The sequence below is a fragment of the Dactylosporangium sp. NPDC000521 genome (assembly GCF_042898305.1).
GTDB lineage: Bacteria > Actinomycetota > Actinomycetes > Mycobacteriales > Micromonosporaceae > Dactylosporangium.
On the sequence record NZ_JBIAYW010000002.1, the window covers coordinates 234,553 to 253,351 of the forward strand.

At 70.2% G+C, this 18,799-nt stretch carries 12 protein-coding genes and 1 riboswitch; of the genes, 8 read left to right on the plus strand and 4 right to left on the minus strand.

Annotated elements, in window-relative coordinates; all coding sequences use genetic code 11:
- Window positions 1-195: 195 nt before the first annotated feature.
- Together ACFY3L_RS06860 and ACFY3L_RS06865 are read right to left on the minus strand one after the other, a co-directional pair.
- Complete coding sequence (locus tag ACFY3L_RS06860; protein WP_389319484.1) at window positions 196-942, minus strand: methyltransferase domain-containing protein; 747 nt, start codon at window positions 940-942, stop codon at window positions 196-198.
- 63 nt (window positions 943-1,005) lie between these two features.
- Complete coding sequence (locus ACFY3L_RS06865; RefSeq protein WP_389319486.1) at window positions 1,006-1,974, minus strand: NlpC/P60 family protein; 969 nt, start codon at window positions 1,972-1,974, stop codon at window positions 1,006-1,008.
- Window positions 1,975-2,000: 26 nt separating this feature from the next.
- A riboswitch (cyclic di-AMP (ydaO/yuaA leader) is annotated at window positions 2,001-2,146 on the minus strand.
- Between the two features lie 291 nt (window positions 2,147-2,437).
- On the opposite strand from ACFY3L_RS06865, the gene ACFY3L_RS06870 reads away from it, so the two are divergent.
- From ACFY3L_RS06870 to ACFY3L_RS06900, 7 genes are all read left to right on the plus strand, one after another.
- Complete coding sequence (locus ACFY3L_RS06870) at window positions 2,438-3,211, plus strand: ABC transporter ATP-binding protein (RefSeq protein WP_389319488.1); 774 nt, start codon at window positions 2,438-2,440, stop codon at window positions 3,209-3,211.
- A gap of 17 nt (window positions 3,212-3,228) precedes the next feature.
- The gene (locus ACFY3L_RS06875; protein WP_389319490.1) at window positions 3,229-3,993 is read left to right on the plus strand and encodes an ABC transporter ATP-binding protein; all 765 of its coding nucleotides are present in this window, start codon (window positions 3,229-3,231) and stop codon (window positions 3,991-3,993) included.
- Window positions 3,990-5,813 carry an AMP-dependent synthetase/ligase gene (locus ACFY3L_RS06880; protein ID WP_389319492.1) on the plus strand — a complete coding sequence of 608 codons (1,824 nt, stop codon included), beginning with the start codon at window positions 3,990-3,992 and terminating at the stop codon, window positions 5,811-5,813. The genes ACFY3L_RS06875 and ACFY3L_RS06880 overlap by 4 nt, the downstream gene beginning before the upstream one ends.
- Window positions 5,810-6,697 carry a branched-chain amino acid ABC transporter permease gene (locus ACFY3L_RS06885; RefSeq protein ID WP_389319494.1) on the plus strand — a complete coding sequence of 296 codons (888 nt, stop codon included), beginning with the start codon at window positions 5,810-5,812 and terminating at the stop codon, window positions 6,695-6,697. Before ACFY3L_RS06880 ends, ACFY3L_RS06885 begins: the two co-directional genes overlap by 4 nt.
- Window positions 6,694-7,794 carry a branched-chain amino acid ABC transporter permease gene (locus tag ACFY3L_RS06890; RefSeq protein ID WP_389319496.1) on the plus strand — a complete coding sequence of 367 codons (1,101 nt, stop codon included), beginning with the start codon at window positions 6,694-6,696 and terminating at the stop codon, window positions 7,792-7,794. The genes ACFY3L_RS06885 and ACFY3L_RS06890 overlap by 4 nt, the downstream gene beginning before the upstream one ends.
- 22 nt (window positions 7,795-7,816) lie before the next feature.
- Window positions 7,817-9,118 carry an ABC transporter substrate-binding protein gene (locus ACFY3L_RS06895; RefSeq protein WP_389319497.1) on the plus strand — a complete coding sequence of 434 codons (1,302 nt, stop codon included), beginning with the start codon at window positions 7,817-7,819 and terminating at the stop codon, window positions 9,116-9,118.
- A 216-nt stretch (window positions 9,119-9,334) separates the two neighbouring features.
- Window positions 9,335-13,030, plus strand: a complete 3,696-nt coding sequence (locus ACFY3L_RS06900) for a PQQ-dependent sugar dehydrogenase (RefSeq protein WP_389319499.1) — start codon at window positions 9,335-9,337, stop codon at window positions 13,028-13,030.
- Here ACFY3L_RS06900 and ACFY3L_RS06905 read toward each other — a convergent pair whose 3' ends face one another.
- Complete coding sequence (locus tag ACFY3L_RS06905) at window positions 13,031-13,867, minus strand: DUF5753 domain-containing protein (protein ID WP_389319501.1); 837 nt, start codon at window positions 13,865-13,867, stop codon at window positions 13,031-13,033. It abuts the gene before it with no gap.
- A 224-nt stretch (window positions 13,868-14,091) separates the two neighbouring features.
- Window positions 14,092-14,907, minus strand: a complete 816-nt coding sequence (locus ACFY3L_RS06910) for a hypothetical protein (protein ID WP_389319502.1) — start codon at window positions 14,905-14,907, stop codon at window positions 14,092-14,094.
- 264 nt (window positions 14,908-15,171) lie between these two features.
- On the opposite strand from ACFY3L_RS06910, the gene ACFY3L_RS06915 reads away from it, so the two are divergent.
- Window positions 15,172-17,814, plus strand: a complete 2,643-nt coding sequence (locus tag ACFY3L_RS06915) for a putative bifunctional diguanylate cyclase/phosphodiesterase (protein WP_389319504.1) — start codon at window positions 15,172-15,174, stop codon at window positions 17,812-17,814.
- Window positions 17,815-18,799 lie beyond the last annotated feature (985 nt).

Genomic DNA, 18,799 nt, shown 5'->3' on the forward strand with positions numbered 1-18,799 from the left:
GCGCGTCCAGGCCGGTCCGGGCCGCGTCGCAGCCCGGGTGGCGCGGCTGGTCGGCGGGCCTCCCGGCTGATCGCGGCCTCGAGATCGGCTCGGCGGCCCCACGGCCGGTTGTCAGGGCGCCGGGGTCGGCTCGGCGCGGCGGTCGGTGGGCGGGCGTCAGGGCCGCCTCGGCGGCTCCACGGCCGATGGGCGAGGTCAGGGGCGCCGGGCCACCACGAAGAGGCGCGGGAAGGGCAGGATCGTGCCGAACGGTTCGCGGGGGTAGCGCTCGCGCAGCGCGGCGGCCACCCTCGCCCGGAAGTCGTCCAGCTCCGCGCCGGACAGCGCGTCGAAGTAGGGCCGCAGGCCGGTCCCGCTGAACCACTCCAGCACCGGGTCCTCGCCGGGCAGGACGTGGAAGTACGTCGTCTCCCACGCGTCCACGACCAGGCCGAGCCCGGCGAGGGTCCGCACGTACCAGGCAGGCTCCTGCACCGGCGTCGCACCGCGCGGCCCCAGGACGGTCGGGTCCAGGATGTCCGCGTCGAGGATCGGCCCGCCCGTCGGGACCTGGAACGCGAGCGTGCCACCGTCGTCGAGCGCCGCCGCGAGCACCGGCATCAGTGCGGCGTGGTCGTCGACCCACTGCAGGGAGGCGTTGGCCACGATGACGTCCACGGAGCCGCGCTGCGGCCGCCACCCGGCGATGTCGCCGAGCTGGAACGACAGTTGCGACGTGCCGAGCGACGCTGCCTTGGCCAGCATCTCGGGGGAGGAGTCGATGCCGAGCACCGCCGCGTCCGGGAACCGTGTCGCCAGGGTCGCGGTCAGCGTGCCGGGCCCGCACCCGAGGTCCACGACCGCGACCGGCGCGGTGGTCTGGATGCGCGCCACCAGCTCGTGGAAGGGCCGCGCCCGCTCCTCGGCGAAGCGGCTGTACTGCTCAGGATCCCAAGAGGCCATGCCCCAATCCTGCCGGGCATGGCCTCTCGCTGAAGTACTGAAGTGCTGGCGCCGAAGCGCGGGCTACCTGACCCGGCCGAAGCCCCGCAGGTTGCTGCGGTTGGTCGAGGAGACCTGCACCGTCTTGCCGGTCGTCGGCGCATGGATCATCTGACCGTTGCCGATGTAGAGCCCGACGTGCGTGATGTTGCTGGTGGAGGTGCCGAAGAAGACCAGGTCACCCGCGGCGGCGTCGGCCTGCGAGACCCGGGCGGTCCCCCTGTACTGGTCCTGGGCGACCCGGGGGATGGTCTTACCCGCGGCCTTCCACGAGGCCAGCGTGAGGCCTGAGCAGTCGTAGCTGCCCGGGCCGGCGGCGCCCCACTTGTAGGGCTTGCCGATCTGGTTCCACGCGAAGGTGACCGCCTGGCCCGCGACGCCTGACACCGCGGGCGGCGGGCCGGCCGGCTTGGTGACCGCGTTGGTCTTGGTGCTGCCGGCCGCGGCGGCCCTGCGCTTGAGATCCTCGAGCTTCTTGACGTCGCCCTCGATCTTCTTCTTCTTCGTCTCGAGCTCGGCCTTCTTCGCGTTCTCCGCGGCGAGCGTCTCGTCGATCTTCTTCTGCTCGTCGGCGAGCTTCGTCTGGGCCTCTTTGTAGGCCCCGATCTCCGCCTGCCGGTGCTTGTTCATCTGCTGCAGGGTGGAGAGCTGGTCGATCAGCGTGTCGGAGGACTGCGAGTTGAGAATCACCGACAGGCTGCCGAAGTTGCCGGAGGTCTTGAACGCGGCGACCGCCAGCACGTCGACGTTCGCGGTGGCCGTGGCCGCGCTGTCGGCGAGCGGCTGGAGCCGCTTCTGCAGGTCCGCGTTGGCGGCCTGCGCGATGGCGAGATCCTCGTTGACCTTGTTGTAGGCCTCGACCGTCGCCTCGAACTCGTCGCCCACCTTGTCGAGCTGGGCTTCGATCTCGGCGAGGGTCGGATCTGCCTTGGCGACACTCGCGGGCGCCACGATCGCCAGCGACACCACGCCGATGACGAGTGTGCGCAGCAAGGACCGTCCTGGGGACAAGGGATGACCCTTCTTCACCGACCGCCTACCGGGTTAGCTGACGGGTTCGGGCGGGAAGAGTGCGCCCTACCGCGCTGTGCGGATTCACCCCGAAGGACTCTGGGTCCCCGGCTCGACAGCGCCAGAGCGGCGCTCGATTCGGCGGCGCTTGCCCGGCGCCGCCCGGGGTGGGCGACGGACTGCCGTGCAGGCCAGGACATAACTTAACGTGATCACCGGCGAAGCGAAACCCGCGAGCGTTGTTGAACATTGATTACCCCAAAAGTCCGAATCACGGCGGGTTGTCGCTCCACATCGGACAGTGATGCACCACAGAAGATGGTGTTGACGGACACACAATTGGGGCTTGATTCTGCTCTCAGACCCGGTTAAATACACGTAACTTTATTCACCGTCGATGCACATAGTTCGCCCACTCCGAACACCCCCGGAGGAGCGTCACCGGATGTTGCGTGTCCAGAACCTCGAGGTCGTCTACGACGACGTGATGCTGGTCTTGCGAGGCGTCAGCCTGCAGATCCCACCAGGACGCATCGTCGCGCTGCTCGGCGCGAACGGTGCGGGCAAGACCACGCTGCTGCGGGCCCTGTCGGGCCTGCTCGGCGTCCACGACGGCGCCATCACCAAGGGCTCCGTCACGCTCGACGAGAAGCCCATCCACCGGCTCAAACCCGCCGCCGTGGTCCGCCACGGCGTCTCGCAGGTGATGGAGGGGCGCAGGACCTTCGCCGAACTGACCGTCGAGGAGAACCTGCGACTCGGCGCCCACACCCGCCCGAAGGGCCGGGCTGAGGCGATGGACCGCATGTACACCCTGTTCCCGGTCCTCGCGCAGCGCCGCGGCAGCATCGCCGGCTACCTCTCCGGCGGCGAGCAGCAGATGCTGGCGATGGGGCGGGCGCTCATGTCGGACCCGGCGTACCTGCTGCTCGACGAGCCCAGCCTCGGACTCGCGCCGCGAATGGTCGAGCAGGTCCGCGACCTGATCGTGCAGATCAACCAGGCCGGCACCGGCGTGCTGCTGGTCGAGCAGAACGCGACCATGGCGCTGTCCATCGCCGAGCACGGATACGTGCTGGAGACGGGCAAGGTCGTGCTCGACAAGCCCGCCGCCGAACTGCTCGCCGACGACGACATCCGCGAGTTCTACCTGGGACGGGCCGAGCGGTCCTTCCGCGACGTGAAGCACTACAAGCGTCGCAAGCGCTGGCTGTCATAGAAAAATCAGGAGTAGCCGTGCTGCGTTTCGAAGACGTCCGGCTCAGCTTCGCCGGCGTCAAAGCCATCGACGGGGTCTCGTTCACCGTCGCGAAGGACGAGCTCTTCGCCGTCATCGGGCCCAACGGGGCCGGAAAGACGTCGATCTTCAATGTGATTTCCGGGGTGTACCGGCCGCAGAAGGGCAAGGTGTCCCTCGACGGCACCGACCTCACCGGACTGCGCCCGGACAAGGTCGCCAAGCTGGGCGTGGCGCGCACCTTCCAGAACGTCGAGCTGTTCCAGCACCTGACCGTGCTGGAGAACCTCATGCTCGGCCGGCACCACCACATCCGCTACGGCACGCTCGCCGCCATCGCGTGGCTCGGCCGGGCCCGGCGCGAGGAGATCGCCAACCGGGCCGTTGTCGAGGACATCGTCGACTTCCTCGAACTGGCGCAGTGGCGCCGGCTGCCGGTGGGGCTGCTGCCGTACGGCGTGCAGAAGCGCGTCGAGCTCGGCCGGGCCCTCGCGATGGAGCCGAAGCTGCTGCTGCTGGACGAGCCGGTCGCCGGGATGAACCTGGAGGAGACCGAGGACATGGCCCGCTTCATCCTCGACGTCCGCGAGGAGCTCGGCATCCCGATGATCCTCGTCGAGCACGACATGGGGCTCGTCATGGACCTCGCCGACCGGGTGATGGTCGTCGACTTCGGCGTGCCGGTGGCAACCGGGACCCCGGCCGAGGTGCAGACCAACCCCGACGTCCTGCGTGCCTACCTGGGGGAGGTGGAGCGAGCATGACGATCGCGGAACTGGTCAAGCGGCACGCGGAGCGCACGCCCGACGCCGTCGCGATGCGGGAGAAGCACCGCGGCATCTGGCGCGAGATCACCTGGCGTGACTACTGGAAGACCGCGGAGACCGTCGCCCGGGCGCTCAGGTCGCTCGGCGTCCAGCCCGGCGACCGGGTCGCGATCCAGTCGGAGAACCGCTCCGAGTGGCTCTTCGTCGACGTGGCGACCGTCGCGGTACGGGCGGCGACCGTCGGGCTGTACCCGACGAACCCGCCGGACGAGGTGCGGCACATGCTCGCCGACTCCGGCGCCCGGATCCTCTTCGCCGAGGACCAGGAGCAGGTCGACAAGGCCCTCGAGGTCTTCGACGACTGCCCCGACCTCGAATGGATCGTCTACCTGGAGCCCAGGGGCATCCGCGGCCGGTACCAGCACCCGAAGCTCATCGGGTGGAGCGATCTCCTCGCGTCCCACGAGGGTTCAGAGGAGATCGAGCTGGAGTCTCAAGAACACGACGTCGCCACGCTGATCTACACGTCCGGCACGACCGGGCGGCCCAAGGGCGCGATGCTCACCGTCGCCAACGTGGACTTCGCGATCCGGGTCCTGGTCGAGGGCGGCGGGTTCACCGACCCGCCACCGGGGCCGCACGACCTGTCCCTGTCGTACCTGCCGCTGTGCCACGTCGCGGAGCGGGTCTTCACGGTCTGGTTCAACGCCGCCGCCGGCGTCACCGTCCACTTCGGCGAGTCGATCGCGACCGTGCAGGCCGACCTGCGCGAGGTGCAGCCGACGATCCTGTTCGGGGTGCCCCGCATCTGGGAGAAGATGATGGCCGGCGTCACCGTCCGGCTCGGCGGGGCGTCGCTGCTCAAGCGGGCCAACGCCCGGCTGTGGCTGCGGGTCGCGGACCGCATCGGCGCCACCCTGGAGGCCAACGGCGGGCGGCACACCGCCGGCAGCCGGCTGCGGTACGCGATCGGCTGGCTGCTGTGCTACCGGGCGCTGAAGGAGCGCATCGGCCTCCGCCGGGTCCGCTACGCCGCCAGCGGCGCCGCCCCGATCGCCCCCGACGTGCTGCGGTTCTTCATGGGCATCGGGGTGCCGATGTACGAGGTGTACGGCATGACCGAGAACACCGCGATCAGCACCGCCAACCGCCCGGGCCGGATCAGGCTCGGCACGGTCGGCGAGGCGCACCGCGGCGTCGAGATCCGCATCGCCGACGACGGAGAGATCCAGACCCGGCACCCCGGCACGTTCGCCGGCTACTTCCGCAACCAGGCGGCGACCGACGAGGCGATGACGGCGGACGGCTGGCTGCGCACCGGCGACGTCGGCGAGCTGCTCGACGGTACCCACCTGAAGATCACCGACCGGTCGAAGGACATCATCATCACGGCCGGTGGCAAGAACGTGGCGCCGAGCGAGATCGAGAACGCGCTGAAGGCGTCGCCCTTCATCAAGGAGGCCGTCGTCATCGGCGACCGGCGCGCGTTCCTGACCGCGCTCATCGGCATCGAGCTCGACACCGTGGGGGAGTGGGCGCAGCGCCGCGGCATCGCCTACACCACGTACCGCGACCTGTCCGGCAAGCCCGAGGTCGTGGCCCTGATCCAGGGCGTCGTCGACGCGGTCAACGCCGGCCACAACCCCGTCGAGCAGGTCAAGACGTTCCGGATGCTGCCCAAGGAGCTCGACCACACCGACGGTGAGCTCACCGCGACGCAGAAGGTCCGCCGCGGCGCCGTCGCCACGACGTTCTCGGCGCTCGTCGATGACATGTACGGGAGCCGGACCGGGAGCCTGAACGGGAGCGCAGTGTGAAGGACTTCCTCGAGAGCGTCCTGCGTGGCGTCGGCACGGGCAGCGTCTACGCGCTGCTCGGCCTCGGGTTCGTGATCATCTACAAGGCGACGCGGGTCATCTCCTTCGCCCAGCCCGCGTTCATGCTGGCCGGCGCGGTCCTGGTGACCTACCTCGTCGGCCCGCTCGGCTTCTTCCTCGCCCTGGCCGCGTCCGCCGTGCTCACCGGCGGCATCGCGCTCGGCGTCGAGCGGCTCGCGGTCCGCCCGATGATCGGCCGGCCGGTCTTCACCGTCGCGATCATCACGCTCGGCATCGACATCGCCGTCCGGGTCGTCGTCAACGGCGCCATCGGCCTGGACGTGCGGCAGGTCGGCGACCCGTGGGGCCTGAAGGTGTGGAAGCTGCCCGGCGGCGTCCAGGTCGAGCAGCGGCACGTCGCGATGTTCCTCACCACCGCCGTGCTCATCGCCCTGCTGTTCGTGTTCTTCCGGTACACCCGGACGGGCCTGGCGATGCGGGCCGCCTCCTACGACCAGGAGGCTGCGCTCGCCCAGGGCGTCAGCGTCGGTTCGGTGTTCGCGCTGTCGTGGGCCCTCGCCGGCGCGCTCGCCGCGGTCGCCGGCACGTTCGCGGCCGTCGGCGGCAGCGTCAGCGAGTCGCTGTGGCTGATCGCGCTGACAGCGCTGCCGGTGATCATCCTCGGCGGCCTGGACTCGCTGCCCGGCGCCGTCATCGGCGGCCTCGTCGTCGGCACCGTGCAGGAGCTCACCGCCACCTACCAGGGCTCGGTGCCCTGGCTCGGCGGCAACGTCTCGGTCGTCACGCCCTACGTGGTGATGTTCCTGGTCCTGCTCGTGCGCCCCTACGGCCTGTTCGGCACCCGGGAGGTCGAAAGGGTATGAGAAACCGTCCGCTGCTGCGCACCTCGTACAACCAGGAGCTGGCGCTGCTGGACACCACCTCGAAGAAGGTGGCGGTCGGCATCCTGCTTGCGGTCGGGGCGGCGCTGCCCTGGCTGGTCGAGGACCAGCTGCTCCAGCTGATCGGGCTCGCCTGCGTGACCGCGATCGGCGCGATCGGGCTCAACATCGTCACCGGCTACGCCGGGCAGGTGTCGCTCGGGCACGCGTTCTTCCTCGCCATCGGCGCCTACACCGCGGCCGCCATCGCCGGCGACCCGGACGCGCGGACCATCGGGTTCGGGGTCCAGGAGATCCTGGTCTGGCTGCCCGCCGCCGGTCTCGTCGCCGCGGTCGCCGGTGTACTGGTGGCGCCGCTCGCGACCCGCCTCCGCGGCCTGTACCTGGCGATCGTGACGCTCGGGCTGGTCTTCATCGGCGGCCACGTCATCAACGAGTGGTCGGAGCTGACCGGCGGGCCCGGCATCGGCCGGCAGCCCCCGGCGCCGAAGCTGCTCGGCTACGACCTGAACACGTCCGACGCGTTCCTCACGAGAGATCAGAAGCTGTACCTGCTGATGCTCGTGCTGCTCGTCCTCGCGGCTCTCGCGGCGCGCAACCTGGCGCGCTCGCGGGTGGGCCGGGCGTTCACGGCCATCCGGGACCGCGACATCGCGGCCGGCGTGATGGGCGTGAACCTGGCCAGGTACAAGACGATCGCCTTCGGGGTGTCGTCGTTCTACGCCGGCTGCGCCGGTGCGCTGCTCTACGTGGGGGTCGGCTACTTCGACCCGACGACCTTCAACCTGCTGCTGTCGGTGCAGTACATCGCCATGGTCCTCATCGGCGGTGCCGGCACGGTCAGCGGCGCGATCCTGGGCGCCTTCCTCATCACGCTGCTGCCGCGGCTGATCCGCGAGGTGCCGTCGTTCCTGCCCTTCATCAGCAACTCGCCCGCGGAGTCCCCCAACGCCTACCAGCTCGAAACCGTCCTGTACGGCGTGTTGATCATCGTGTTCCTGATCTTCGAGCCGCGCGGGCTGTTCGGCATCTGGATGCGCCTCCGCACGTACTGGAAAGCCTGGCCGTTCTCGTACTGACCTCGTCGTAAGGAGATCCTCAATGAAGAGGTTGGGCATGATTGCCCTCGCCGCGGTGCTGACCGTCGGCTCGCTCGCCGGATGCCGCGGCGGGGACAACACGGACAACAAGGGCTCGTCGGGCCCGAAGTCGGACGTCGGGATCACCAAGGAACCCTGCCCCAAGTCGGAGCACAAGGACCGGGGCTGCATCTACCTCGGCATCATCTCCGACCTGACGGTCGGACCGTTCCACGTCCTCGCCGTGCCGATCACCGACGCGCAGAAGGCGTTCTGGAAGCGGGTCAACGCGCAGGGCGGCATCGGCGGCTACGACATCGACGCCGAGACCTACGTGCGGGACAACAAGTACAACCCGCAGACGCACAACGAGGCGTACCAGGAGATGAAGGGCAAGGTCCTCGCCCTCGCGCAGAGCCTCGGCTCGCCGACCACCGCGGCGATCCTGCCGGACATGAAGCAGAACAACGTCATCGCCGCCCCCGCGGCGTGGACGTCGGCGTACGCGTTCGAGGACAACATCCTCGAGTCCGGCGCCAACTACTGCATCGAGTCGATGAACGCCGTCGACTACGCCAATGAGACCTTCAAGCCCAAGACGGTCATGGCGGTGCACCTCGCCGGCGACTACGGCGACGACGCCGCGGCCGGGGCGAAGATCGCCGCGGAGAAGCTCGGCATGACGTTCGTCAACGTGAAGACCGACTCCGGCACCGACAAGCAGGCCGGCGCGATCACCGCGATCGTCACGCAGAAGCCCGACCTGGTCATCCTCACCACCGGGCCGGCGGACGCGGCCGCGATCGTCGGTGGTGCCGCCCAGCGCGGCTACAAGGGCAAGTTCATCGGCACCAGCCCGTCGTGGAACCAGGGCCTGCTGGCGACCGCCGCGGCGCCCGCGCTGAAGGCGCTCTACCTGCAGTCCTCGCCGTGGAAGTCCTGGGCCTCCGACACCCCGGGGCACAAGGCGATGCGTGAGGCGCTCGGCTCGTCCGTCACGCCGAACGACGGCTACACGTCGGGCTGGGTCTGGTCGTACCCGCTGCTCGCCGCGCTCAAGAAGGCCCAGGCCGACGGTGACCTGACGCGGGCCGGCCTGCTCAAGGCCGCCAAGTCGCTCACCAAGGTCGACTACGAGGGCATGCTGCCCGACGGTGCCGGCAACTACGCCGGCGGCACCGACGGCATCTTCCGCCAGTCGCTCATCTACAACCCGACCGTCGGCGCGGGCGGCCCCAACGACATCAAGCTGGAGAAGGACTACTTCACCGGTTCGGTCGCGAAGGACTACAAGCTCGACAAGCCCTGCTACGAGAAGCTGTAACACTTCCCTGGAACCCCTGCAGTGACGACGACCCGTTCGGCCGGCCGGCCGAACGGGTCGTTTGTCGCCGGCCGGTGTCCGGAGTGAGCCGGTTCGCGGTGAGTCGCGCGCCACGGGTCGCCAACGCGACATTTCCTCGCCATGTGGCGATCGGTAGGCTGGCGCAACTTCCGCGGGACTCCCGTCTCTCTGCAACCCCCATCGAGAGGTCGGTCCATGTCGATGCGTCGACGTACCGTGCGTGCCCTGCTCGCCGCCCTGCTCGCCGCCGGCACGCTCGTGCCGCTCGCCGGCTCGCCGTCGGCCGCCGCGCCAACCCTCCCGACCGGCTTCCAGGAGCAGGTCGTCTTCAGCGGCCTGACCAACCCGACCAACATCGAGTTCTCTCCTGACGGCCGCGTCTTCGTCGCGGAGAAGCGAGGCGTGATCAAGGTCTACGACAGCCTGTCGGACCCGACCGCCGACATCTTCGCCGACCTGCGCACCAACGTCCACGACCAGTGGGACCGCGGCCTGCTGGGCCTCGCGCTCGCGCCCGGCTTCCCGACGAACCCGTGGGTCTACGTCCTCTACTCCTACGACGCGCTGCCCGGTGGCACCGCGCCGAAGTGGAACGACGTCTGCGCCGACGCCAACAACGGCAACTGCGTCGTCACCGGCCGGCTGTCGAAGCTGCAGGCCAGCGGCAACCAGATGGTCGGCACCGAGCAGGTGCTGATCACCGACTGGTGCCAGCAGTTCCCCAGCCACTCCATCGGCGACCTGCACTTCGGCGCCGACGGCGCGCTCTACGCCTCCGCCGGTGACGGCGCCAGCTTCAGCGCCACCGACTACGGCCAGTTCGGCAGCCCAGCCAACCCGTGCGCCGACCCGCCGTCGCCGGCCGGCACGGCGCTGAGCCCGCCCACCGCCGAGGGCGGCGCTCTGCGCTCCCAGGACATCCGCACCACCGCCGACGCGACCCAGCTCAACGGCACGGTCATCCGGATCGACCCGGTCACCGGCGCGGCGCTGCCGACGAACCCCAACTTCGGCTCGGCCGACGCCAACGCCCGGCGGATCGTCGCCTACGGCATGCGCAACCCCTTCCGGTTCACCATGAAGCCCGGCACCAACGAGGTGTGGAGCGGCGAGGTCGGCTGGAACACGTACGAGGAGATCAACCGGATCGCCAACCCGGTCGCCAGCACGATCGGCAACTACGGCTGGCCATGCATCGAGGGGCCGAACCCGCAGGGCGGCTACGACGGCGCGAACCTCAACCTGTGCGAGTCGATGTACGGCGCGAACCCGTCGGTGCCGAACGTCCAGCCGTACTACTCCTGGAACCACAACGCGAAGGTCGTCGCCGGCGAGACCTGCCCCAGCGGCGGCTCGTCGTCCTCCGGCGTGGCGTTCTACCCGGACAGCGGCCCCTACCCGGCCGCCTACCGCGGCGCGCTGTTCTTCTCCGACTACAGCCGCGGCTGCATCTGGGCCATGATGCCCGCGATCGCCGGCGGCCTGCCGTCGACGTCGAACATCATCACGTTCGCCGCCGGCGCCGCCACCCCGGTCGACCTCGCCGTCGGCCCCGGCAACGAGCTGTACTACGTGGACCTCGCCGGCGGCACCGTGCGGCGGATCCGCTACTACAACGGCAACCAGCCGCCGGTCGCGGCGATCACCGCGAACCGCACCTCCGGCGGCACGCCCCTGGCCGTGACCTTCGACGGCTCGACGTCCTCCGACGCCGACCCCGCCGACCAGGGCCTGCTCACGTACCAGTGGGACTTCACCAACGACTCGACCGTCGACGCCACCGGGGTGACCGCGAGCTACACGTACACCACCCCGGGCACCTACACGGCGAGGCTGCGCGTCACCGACACCCTCGGCGTCACCAACGACAAGACGATCACCATCACGGCCGGCAACGACGCGCCGACCGCGATCATCGACACGCCGGCGTCCGCGTACACCTGGGCCGTCGGCGACGCGATCGGCTTCACCGGTCACGCGACCGACCCGCAGCAGGGCACGCTGCCCGAGTCCGCGCTCAGCTGGACGATCATCCTGCACCACTGCTCGTCGCCGGGCGTGTGCCACGAGCACCCGCTGCAGACGCTCAACGGCGTCGCCGGCGGCACGCTCACCGGGCCCGACCACGAGTACCCGTCATACCTGGAGTTCAGGATGACGGCGACCGACTCGGGCGGGCTGACCAGCACCACCACCGTCAACGTGCAGCCCAAGACGGTCGACCTGACGTTCGTCAGCAACCCGGCCGGGCTCAACCTGGCGGTCGGCGCGACGAGCCAGGCGGCGCCCTTCACCCGCACCGTCATCCAGGGCTCGACCAACACGGTCAGCGCGCCGACACCGCAGCTGTACAACAACGTGCCGCAGGCCTTCGGCAGCTGGTCCGACGGCGGGGCGCAGACCCACGTGATCACCGCCCCGGCGACGGCGCGTACGTACACCGCGACCTACGCATCCTCGTGCAAGGACACCTTCGGCTACGTCTGCTCGGCGGCGCCGCGGGCGTTCGTGCCGGCCGACGGCACGGTGCTGCCGCTGACCGGTGACGACAACATGAGCCAGGTGACGCTGCCGTTCGGCTTCAAGTTCTACGGCACGACCTACACCTCGGCCTGGATCGACACCAACGGCCGGCTGAGCTTCGCCAACCAGGGCAGTTCCAGCACGGAGCACGGCGCGATCCCGTCCACGGCGACGCCGAACTCGTCGGTGTACGCCTACTGGACCGACCTCGTCGTCGACGGCTCGGCCAGCGTCCGCACCGCCGTGGTGGGCTCCGCGCCCAACCGGCAGTTCGTGGTCGAGTGGCGCAACGCGTACCAGTACGGGTTCACGTCCCGGCGGATCAACGCCGAGGCGATCCTGTTCGAGAACGGTGACGTCGTCACGAACTACTCCGGCATCGACAACACCGCCGAGGCCGGCGCGTCGTCGACGGTCGGCATCGAGAACGCCACCGGCACCGTCGGCATCCAGTACTCCAACAACACCTCGGCGCTGCAGAACGGCATGGGCGTGCTGTTCAAGGCGCCGGGCGGCGGAGAGGAGCCGCCGCCAGTCACCGGCACCGTGACCGGCACGGTGACCAACCAGGGCAGCGGCACGCCGGTCGCCGGCGCGACGGTGACGCTCACCCCGGGCGGGACGACGAAGACCACCGCGGCCAACGGCACCTACACGTTCACCGATGTACCGGCCGGGTCGTACACGGTGACCGCCTCGGTCGGGTCCGGCGGGCAGTGCGGCGGGAGCGGTGCCTCGGCCCCGGTGACCGTCACGGCCGGCACCTCGACCGTCAACCTGGCCCTGACGCAGGGCGCCGACGCGTTCGGCTACACCTGCGCCGACGGGCCGCGCGCGTTCATCGACGCCGACACGCCGCTCACCCTCACCGGTGACGACGCGATCGCCCAGCTGACCACGCCGTTCCCGGTCAAGTTGTACGGCACGTCGTACACCTCGGTCTGGGTCGACACGAACGGCAAGGCGAGCTTCGTGAACCCCGGCGCGGCGAACGCCGACCACACGACCCTGCCGACCACGGCGGCGCCGAACGCGACGGTCTACCCGTTCTGGTCGGACCTCGTCGTGGACGGCCAGTCCAGCGTCCGCACCGGGACAACGGGTGCGGCGCCGAACCGGGCGTACGTCATCGAGTGGCGCAACGTGTACCTCTACGGCAACACGTCCCGGCGCCTCACGTTCGAGGCGGTCTTCTACGAGAACGGCGACATCGCGTTCGCGTACAAGGAGCTCGACAACGCGTTCGAGCAGGGCAGCACCGCGACGGTCGGGATCGAGAACGCGGCCGGGACCGTCGCCTACCAGTACGCCAACAACCAGCCGGTGCTGGTCAGCGGTAACGGGGTGCTCTTCCACCCGCCTGCCTGATCATCCCCTCTTCAGTTCCGCGGCGACCTGCCGCATGAGGTCGATCGAGGCCTCGTGCGGCAGGGCCTTCGCCGCCAGCCGGCGCAGCCCCTCGGCGTGCTGGGCGATCAGCTCCGGCTCCTCGAGCAGCTGCCCGCCCTTGTGCAGCATGCCGTCGTCGGCGCCGAACTCGAGCACGGTGAACGCGCCGTCCCACCCGACGTGGTAGCCGGCGTTGAACGGCACGATGCGCACGTCGGCGTACTCCCGATGCGCGAACTCGACCGCGTGCTCGATCTGGTCGACGAGGATGGCCTCGTCGTCGTGCAGCGGCAGCCGGCGCAGCACCGACTCGTCGATCAGCGCCTGGAACTTGGACGGCTCGTCGCGCTCGAACAGCTCGCTCTGCCGCCGCAGCCGGAACTCGACGCGCTGCTCGTGCTCCCCGGCCTTCTGCTCGGCGGTCGTCGCGGTCGCGTACCGCCGGGTCTGCATCAGCTCGGGGAACTGCATCGGCTCGAACGTGCCGACGAACACCGCCTCCGCCTCGAACCCCACATAGGTGAGCAGGGGACCGGGCAGGGTCGAGCGGTACTCGTCCCACCACATCCGCCGTTTCGCCGCCCGAGCCAGCTCCAGCAGGTCGTCGACCAGCTGGGTGTCGTGCAGCCGGTAGTACGCCAGCAGGCTGCGCAGGTCGCTGACCGAGATGGCGACGGTGCCGTTCTCGATCCGGATCAGCTTCGACAGTGACCACTCCATCTCGGCGGCCACCAGGTCCTGGGTCAGTTCACGTTCTCTCCGGAGCCGGCGCAACTCGGCTCGAAGGCGACGCTTGCCCACGATCGGTCCACTCATGGACTGTTCCCCCAAATCGCGTCCAGATGGCAACGCGGCGTCTCTACCCGATTCGCGGCGAATGCACCTGGTGATTTCAGCCCACGTCTGCTTATGAGGGGGCGTGCGCCGCCAGGAAGATCTCGGCCATCGCGCTGGCGAGATCACCCGGGTCGTCGGACGCGACGGTGCGCGCCCCGACCGGCGGGGTCCGGCACCGCCTGGTAGCGCTCCGCGACCGGGCGCTAGACCACCCGGACGGGCTCGCAGCCGCCGATGTTCGTCGCGGCCCGCTCGACCGCCGGCGCGAACTCCGGGCCGGTGGCCAGCCGCAGCGCCGCGGGCCCGCCGCAGGTCGCGCCGGCGGCGCCGCTGGGTGAGCCGCGGCGGGCGAGGTTCAGGCCGACCAGGACCCCGGCGGCGACCGCGAGCGCGACGACCACCACGCCGACCGCGATCCACCAGGCCGTGGTGCTGCTCATCCGGTCCGGCGGCGGCGCGGCCGGGACGGCCCTCGGTGCGGGCGGCCGTTCGAGTGGCTGCTGGAGCGGTTGGGTCGACAGCTGCGTGGTCACGGATCCCGGCACCTGCTCGTCGTGCGGGCGCTGCGTCGGTACAGGTGCCGTCGTCGCTTTTGTGGCTCTTTGTTCTTGTTCCTGGTGTTTCCTGTGGGGTCGCACCGGCGGAGGTGGGGGCTGGACCTCCGCCGGTGCATACGTGTCCTCGTCCAGGAGCTCGTCGTCCTCGGTCGTCGCCCAGGGGGAGGGGCGGACGGTCCAGTTGGACGCGCGGGCGTAGTAGACCGGTGCCTCCGGCGGGTGCGAGTCGCCGGCCTGCTGCCTGGGTGGTGGCTCGCGGGCGGGCGGCGGCGTCCCGGGTGGAGGGGCCGGCGGGATCTCCGGTGCCTGACGATCCGGTGCGGTCGGTGCCCAGGGGGAGGGGTCCACCTGCCGGACCTGCGGCGCTGTCCGTGAGCGAGGCACCTCACGCGGCGGCGGGAAGTAGATCCCGTCCTCCGCATGGTCGTCGTCGCGACGTCTGTGGTGCCGGCCCTCGGTCATCGAGTTCCTTTCTCGTCGGCGAGGCCGCTACGTAGCGCAAGGATGAGGAAGCACGCTGCGGTCAACCTAGCACCGGGAGCCGTCGATGTGTGACCGCTCGGCTACTCCTTGATCAAAGGTCCTTAGCGGTATCTGAGGATCGCACAATCAGGACAATTCTCTGGAATCCCTCAGATCTGGCGCTGTGTGGCCGAATGTCCTGCACGTTCGGGCGGGCATTCGGTATTGGTGGTGGCTCTGTCGATGTCGGTCGATGTGCGGTCGGTGCGGTCGCATCGCGCGCTGCGCGCCGCCGTGATCCTCGCCGTGCTCAGCACCGGCTGGCTCGTCGCGCAGTGGCCGCACGCGCTCGTGCACCCGGCGATCGGCTGGATCCCCGTGCCGATCAGCGCGGGCCTCGCCGCCGCCGTGTGCTTCCGCACCGCCCGCCTCGCCGCCGAGGCCGGACGCTTCTGGCGCCATCTGGGCGTCATCATGCTCATCCTGCTCGCCGGCGTCATCAGCAGCGCCGTGGACAGCCTGACCGGCCCCGACGCGCCGAGCCAGCGCGCCAGCGGTGTCTCGATGACGCTGTACATCGGCGCAGTGCTGGTCCTCGTCTGGGCCCTGCTCCGCCTGCCCGTCCGGCGCCGCATGATCACCTTCAGCCTCGACCTCGCCGTGGTGGTGTGCGCCACCACCCTCGTCGCGTGGTTCTTCGCCGTGCAGCAGTCGCTGGAGGTCGCCCGGGTCACCGGCACCGTCTGGACCATCTTCGGCATCCTGCTCATGCTGTTCGCCGGCCTGCTGGCCGTCGCGAAGGTCGCCCTCGCCGGCAGCGGCGGCCTCGACCGCGCCGCCCTGTGGGTCCTCGGCGGCACCGTCCTGGCGGGCGCCGGCCTGGGCGCGGCCACGCCGCTGCTGGAGTCCCGGCCCTACCTCAACGACTGCCAGCTGTCGATCCCGATCTGTGCCGCCGGCATCGTCCTCGCCGCTCTCGTCCAGCGGCACTCGACCCCGGGGTCCCTCGCCACCCCGAGCAAGCCGTCCCGGCCGTTCAGCCTGCTGCCGTACCTGGCGGTCATCGCCGCCGACGGCTTCGTCCTGGCCGGCATCGGGCCCGACCGGACCCAGACCCGGATCCTCGTCGGCGGGTCCGTCCTGCTCACGCTGCTCGTCGTCGCCCGCCAGCTGGTCGCCTTCTACGAGAACAGCAACCTGCTGGCCCGCGTCGACGCCAGCATGCTGGAGCTGCGGCGGCACGAGCGCCGGTTCCGCTCCCTCGTGCAGAACTCCAGCGACATCTTCGCCATCACCGACGCCGGCGGCCGCGTCACCTACGCCAGCCCGAGCCTCACGCGGTTCTTCGGCGAGCCCGCCGACCGCTTCCTCGGCAGCACCGTCAGTGACCGGGTCCACCCCGACGACCTCGCGGCCCTGCGCCGGCAGCCCGCCCTGCCCGGCACCCCCCGCACCGCGCAGATGCGCCTGCGGCACGCCGACGGCACCTGGCGCTGGTTCGAGGTCGTCACCACCAACCTCCTGCACGACCCCAGCGTCCGCGGCATCGTCAGCAACGCCCGCGACATCACCGAGAGCCGCCGGTATCAGGACCAGCTCGCGTACCAGGCGTCCCACGACGCCCTCACCGGCCTCGCCAACCGAGCCCTCTTCAACGCCGGCACCGTCCAGGCCGTCCGCGAGGCCCAGTCCTCCTCCTGCGGGCTCGCTCTGGCCCTCGTCGACCTCGACGACTTCAAGGCCATCAACGACCGCCTCGGCCACGCCGTCGGCGACGCCCTCCTCGTCGAGGTCAGCGAGCGCCTCCGGGCCAGCGTCCGCCCCGGCGACACGGTCGCCCGCCTCGGCGGCGACGAGTTCGCGGTCCTGCTGCCCGACGCCACCGCCGCGGAGAGCGCCCGCATCGCGGAGACCTTCATCGACGCGCTCGCCGTCCCCGTCCGCGCCGCCGGCTACGAGCTGCTCATCCAGGCCAGCATCGGCGTCGCCCGCCACACCGCCGACTGCGACGCCTCCGACCTCCTGCGCCGCGCCGACATGGCCATGTACGCCGCGAAGGAGCTCGGCAAGAGCCGCTGGGTCGAGTACGGCCCCGAGCTCGACGCCCACGCCGTCGAACACGCCCAGGTCGCCGCGGAGCTGAGCCAGGCCCTCGACCGCGACGAGCTCTTCGTCCTCTACCAGCCCATCGTCGGCCTCCCCGACGGCGAGGTCCGCGGCGTCGAGGCCCTCGTCCGCTGGCGCCACCCCACCCGCGGCCTCGTCTCACCCGTCACGTTCATCCCCGTCGCCGAACGCACCGGTCTCATCGTCCCCATCGGCGCCTGGATCCTGCGCTCGGCGTGCGCCCAGGGCGCCCAGTGGGCTCTTGACCTGGGTCCTCTGGCTCCGTGGAAGATCAGCGTCAACGCCTCCGCCCGCCAGCTGCTCGAGCCCTCCTTCGTCGCCACCGTCGCCTCCACCCTCGCCGACACCGGCCTGGACCCCGCCCGCCTCACCATCGAGATCACGGAGACGGCGGTCTTCGGCGGCGGCCGCGCCCTGGACACCGTCCGCGCCCTGCACGCCCTCGGCGTGAAGATCGCCCTCGACGACTTCGGCACCGGCCACTCCTCCCTGGGCCTGCTGCGCACCTGCCCCGTCGACGTCCTCAAGGTCGACAAGTCCTTCGTCGACGGCGTCACCGGCACCGTCGAGCAGGAGGCCATCGCCACCTCCATCAGCGAGATCGCCCAGGCTCTCCGCCTGGAAGCCGTCGCCGAGGGCGTCGAGACCGCCGCCCAGGCCGCCCGCCTGCTGGAGCTCGGCTACCACCTGGCCCAGGGCTTCCACTTCGCCCGCCCCCTCCCACCCGACGAGATCGCCCCACTCTGCACCCGCACCGCCGTCCCGGACCTGACCCACTGACCACCACGAACGCCCTGCGGATCGAACCGCGTGCGGATTTACAACAGGAACTGACCCGGTCACCACCGGGAAACCACACGGCACTCTCAGGCGTCACGAGATCCCACACCGCCGGAGACGCCACGGTGCGGAAACGCCCCGACGCGGGAACGTCACAACGCGAGGACGCCCCAACGTGTGCCACCACGCAGGACACGTCACGCGGGTGCCTTCACGTAGGTGCCTTCACGCGGGCGCCTACGCGGGTGCCTTTCACGCGGGCGCCTTCACGTAGGTGCCTTTCACGCGGGCGCCTTCACGAGAGCAGCCACGACGTGGCGCCACGACGCAGGAATGCCATGACGCGGAGCCGCCCTGAGACGGGATCCCATGACGCGGAAGCGCCACGACCTGGATGCCACGAGGCGGGAACGCCACAACGTGTTGTGCCATCACGCAGCGATCCATCACGCGGGACGCCATCACGCGGAGCCGCCACAGCGCCACAGCGCCAAGACGCGGGAACACCACGACGGCACCACGACTCGGGGATGCCGCTGGGTGGGTGCCGTCACGCAGTACGTCATCACGCGTGGATGCCAGCACGCGGAAACGCTACGACGCGGCGTCACGATGCGGGGATGATGCCACGGCGTCGCGCGATCACGCAGCACGCCATGACGCAGAGTGCCATCACGCGAAGCGTCACGACCGCGCCACGACGCGGGGATGTCATGACGGGAGATTCCACGACGCGGAGGCGCCATGACACGGGATACCGCGACGCGAGAACCTCAGGGCGCGGAAAGTGCCATGACGAGGTGATGCGCGGCGCGGGTCGCAGCAGGTGTTGAGCCAACTACCGTCGGACGATCGCGTGGCGCCCTTAGGTTTCACGTCACTGCCATGGCGCATGGATGCCGACATGTGGATGTCCGACGCATGGATGTCCGACGTGTGGATGTCCGATGTGTGGGCGCCTCGACGTGTGGACGCCCCGACGTGT

Excerpts from the sequence above, each read along its gene's own strand:
- ACFY3L_RS06860 (WP_389319484.1), bottom strand. The coding sequence starts at position 942 with ATGGCCTCTTGGGATCCTGAGCAGTACAGCCGCTTCGCCGAGGAGCGG.
- ACFY3L_RS06870 (WP_389319488.1), top strand. The coding sequence starts at position 2,438 with ATGTTGCGTGTCCAGAACCTCGAGGTCGTCTACGACGACGTGATGCTG.
- ACFY3L_RS06880 (WP_389319492.1), top strand. The coding sequence starts at position 3,990 with ATGACGATCGCGGAACTGGTCAAGCGGCACGCGGAGCGCACGCCCGAC.
- ACFY3L_RS06890 (WP_389319496.1), top strand. The coding sequence starts at position 6,694 with ATGAGAAACCGTCCGCTGCTGCGCACCTCGTACAACCAGGAGCTGGCG.
- ACFY3L_RS06895 (WP_389319497.1), top strand. The coding sequence starts at position 7,817 with ATGAAGAGGTTGGGCATGATTGCCCTCGCCGCGGTGCTGACCGTCGGC.
- ACFY3L_RS06900 (WP_389319499.1), top strand. The coding sequence starts at position 9,335 with ATGTCGATGCGTCGACGTACCGTGCGTGCCCTGCTCGCCGCCCTGCTC.
- ACFY3L_RS06905 (WP_389319501.1), bottom strand. The coding sequence starts at position 13,867 with ATGAGTGGACCGATCGTGGGCAAGCGTCGCCTTCGAGCCGAGTTGCGC.
- ACFY3L_RS06910 (WP_389319502.1), bottom strand. The coding sequence starts at position 14,907 with ATGACCGAGGGCCGGCACCACAGACGTCGCGACGACGACCATGCGGAG.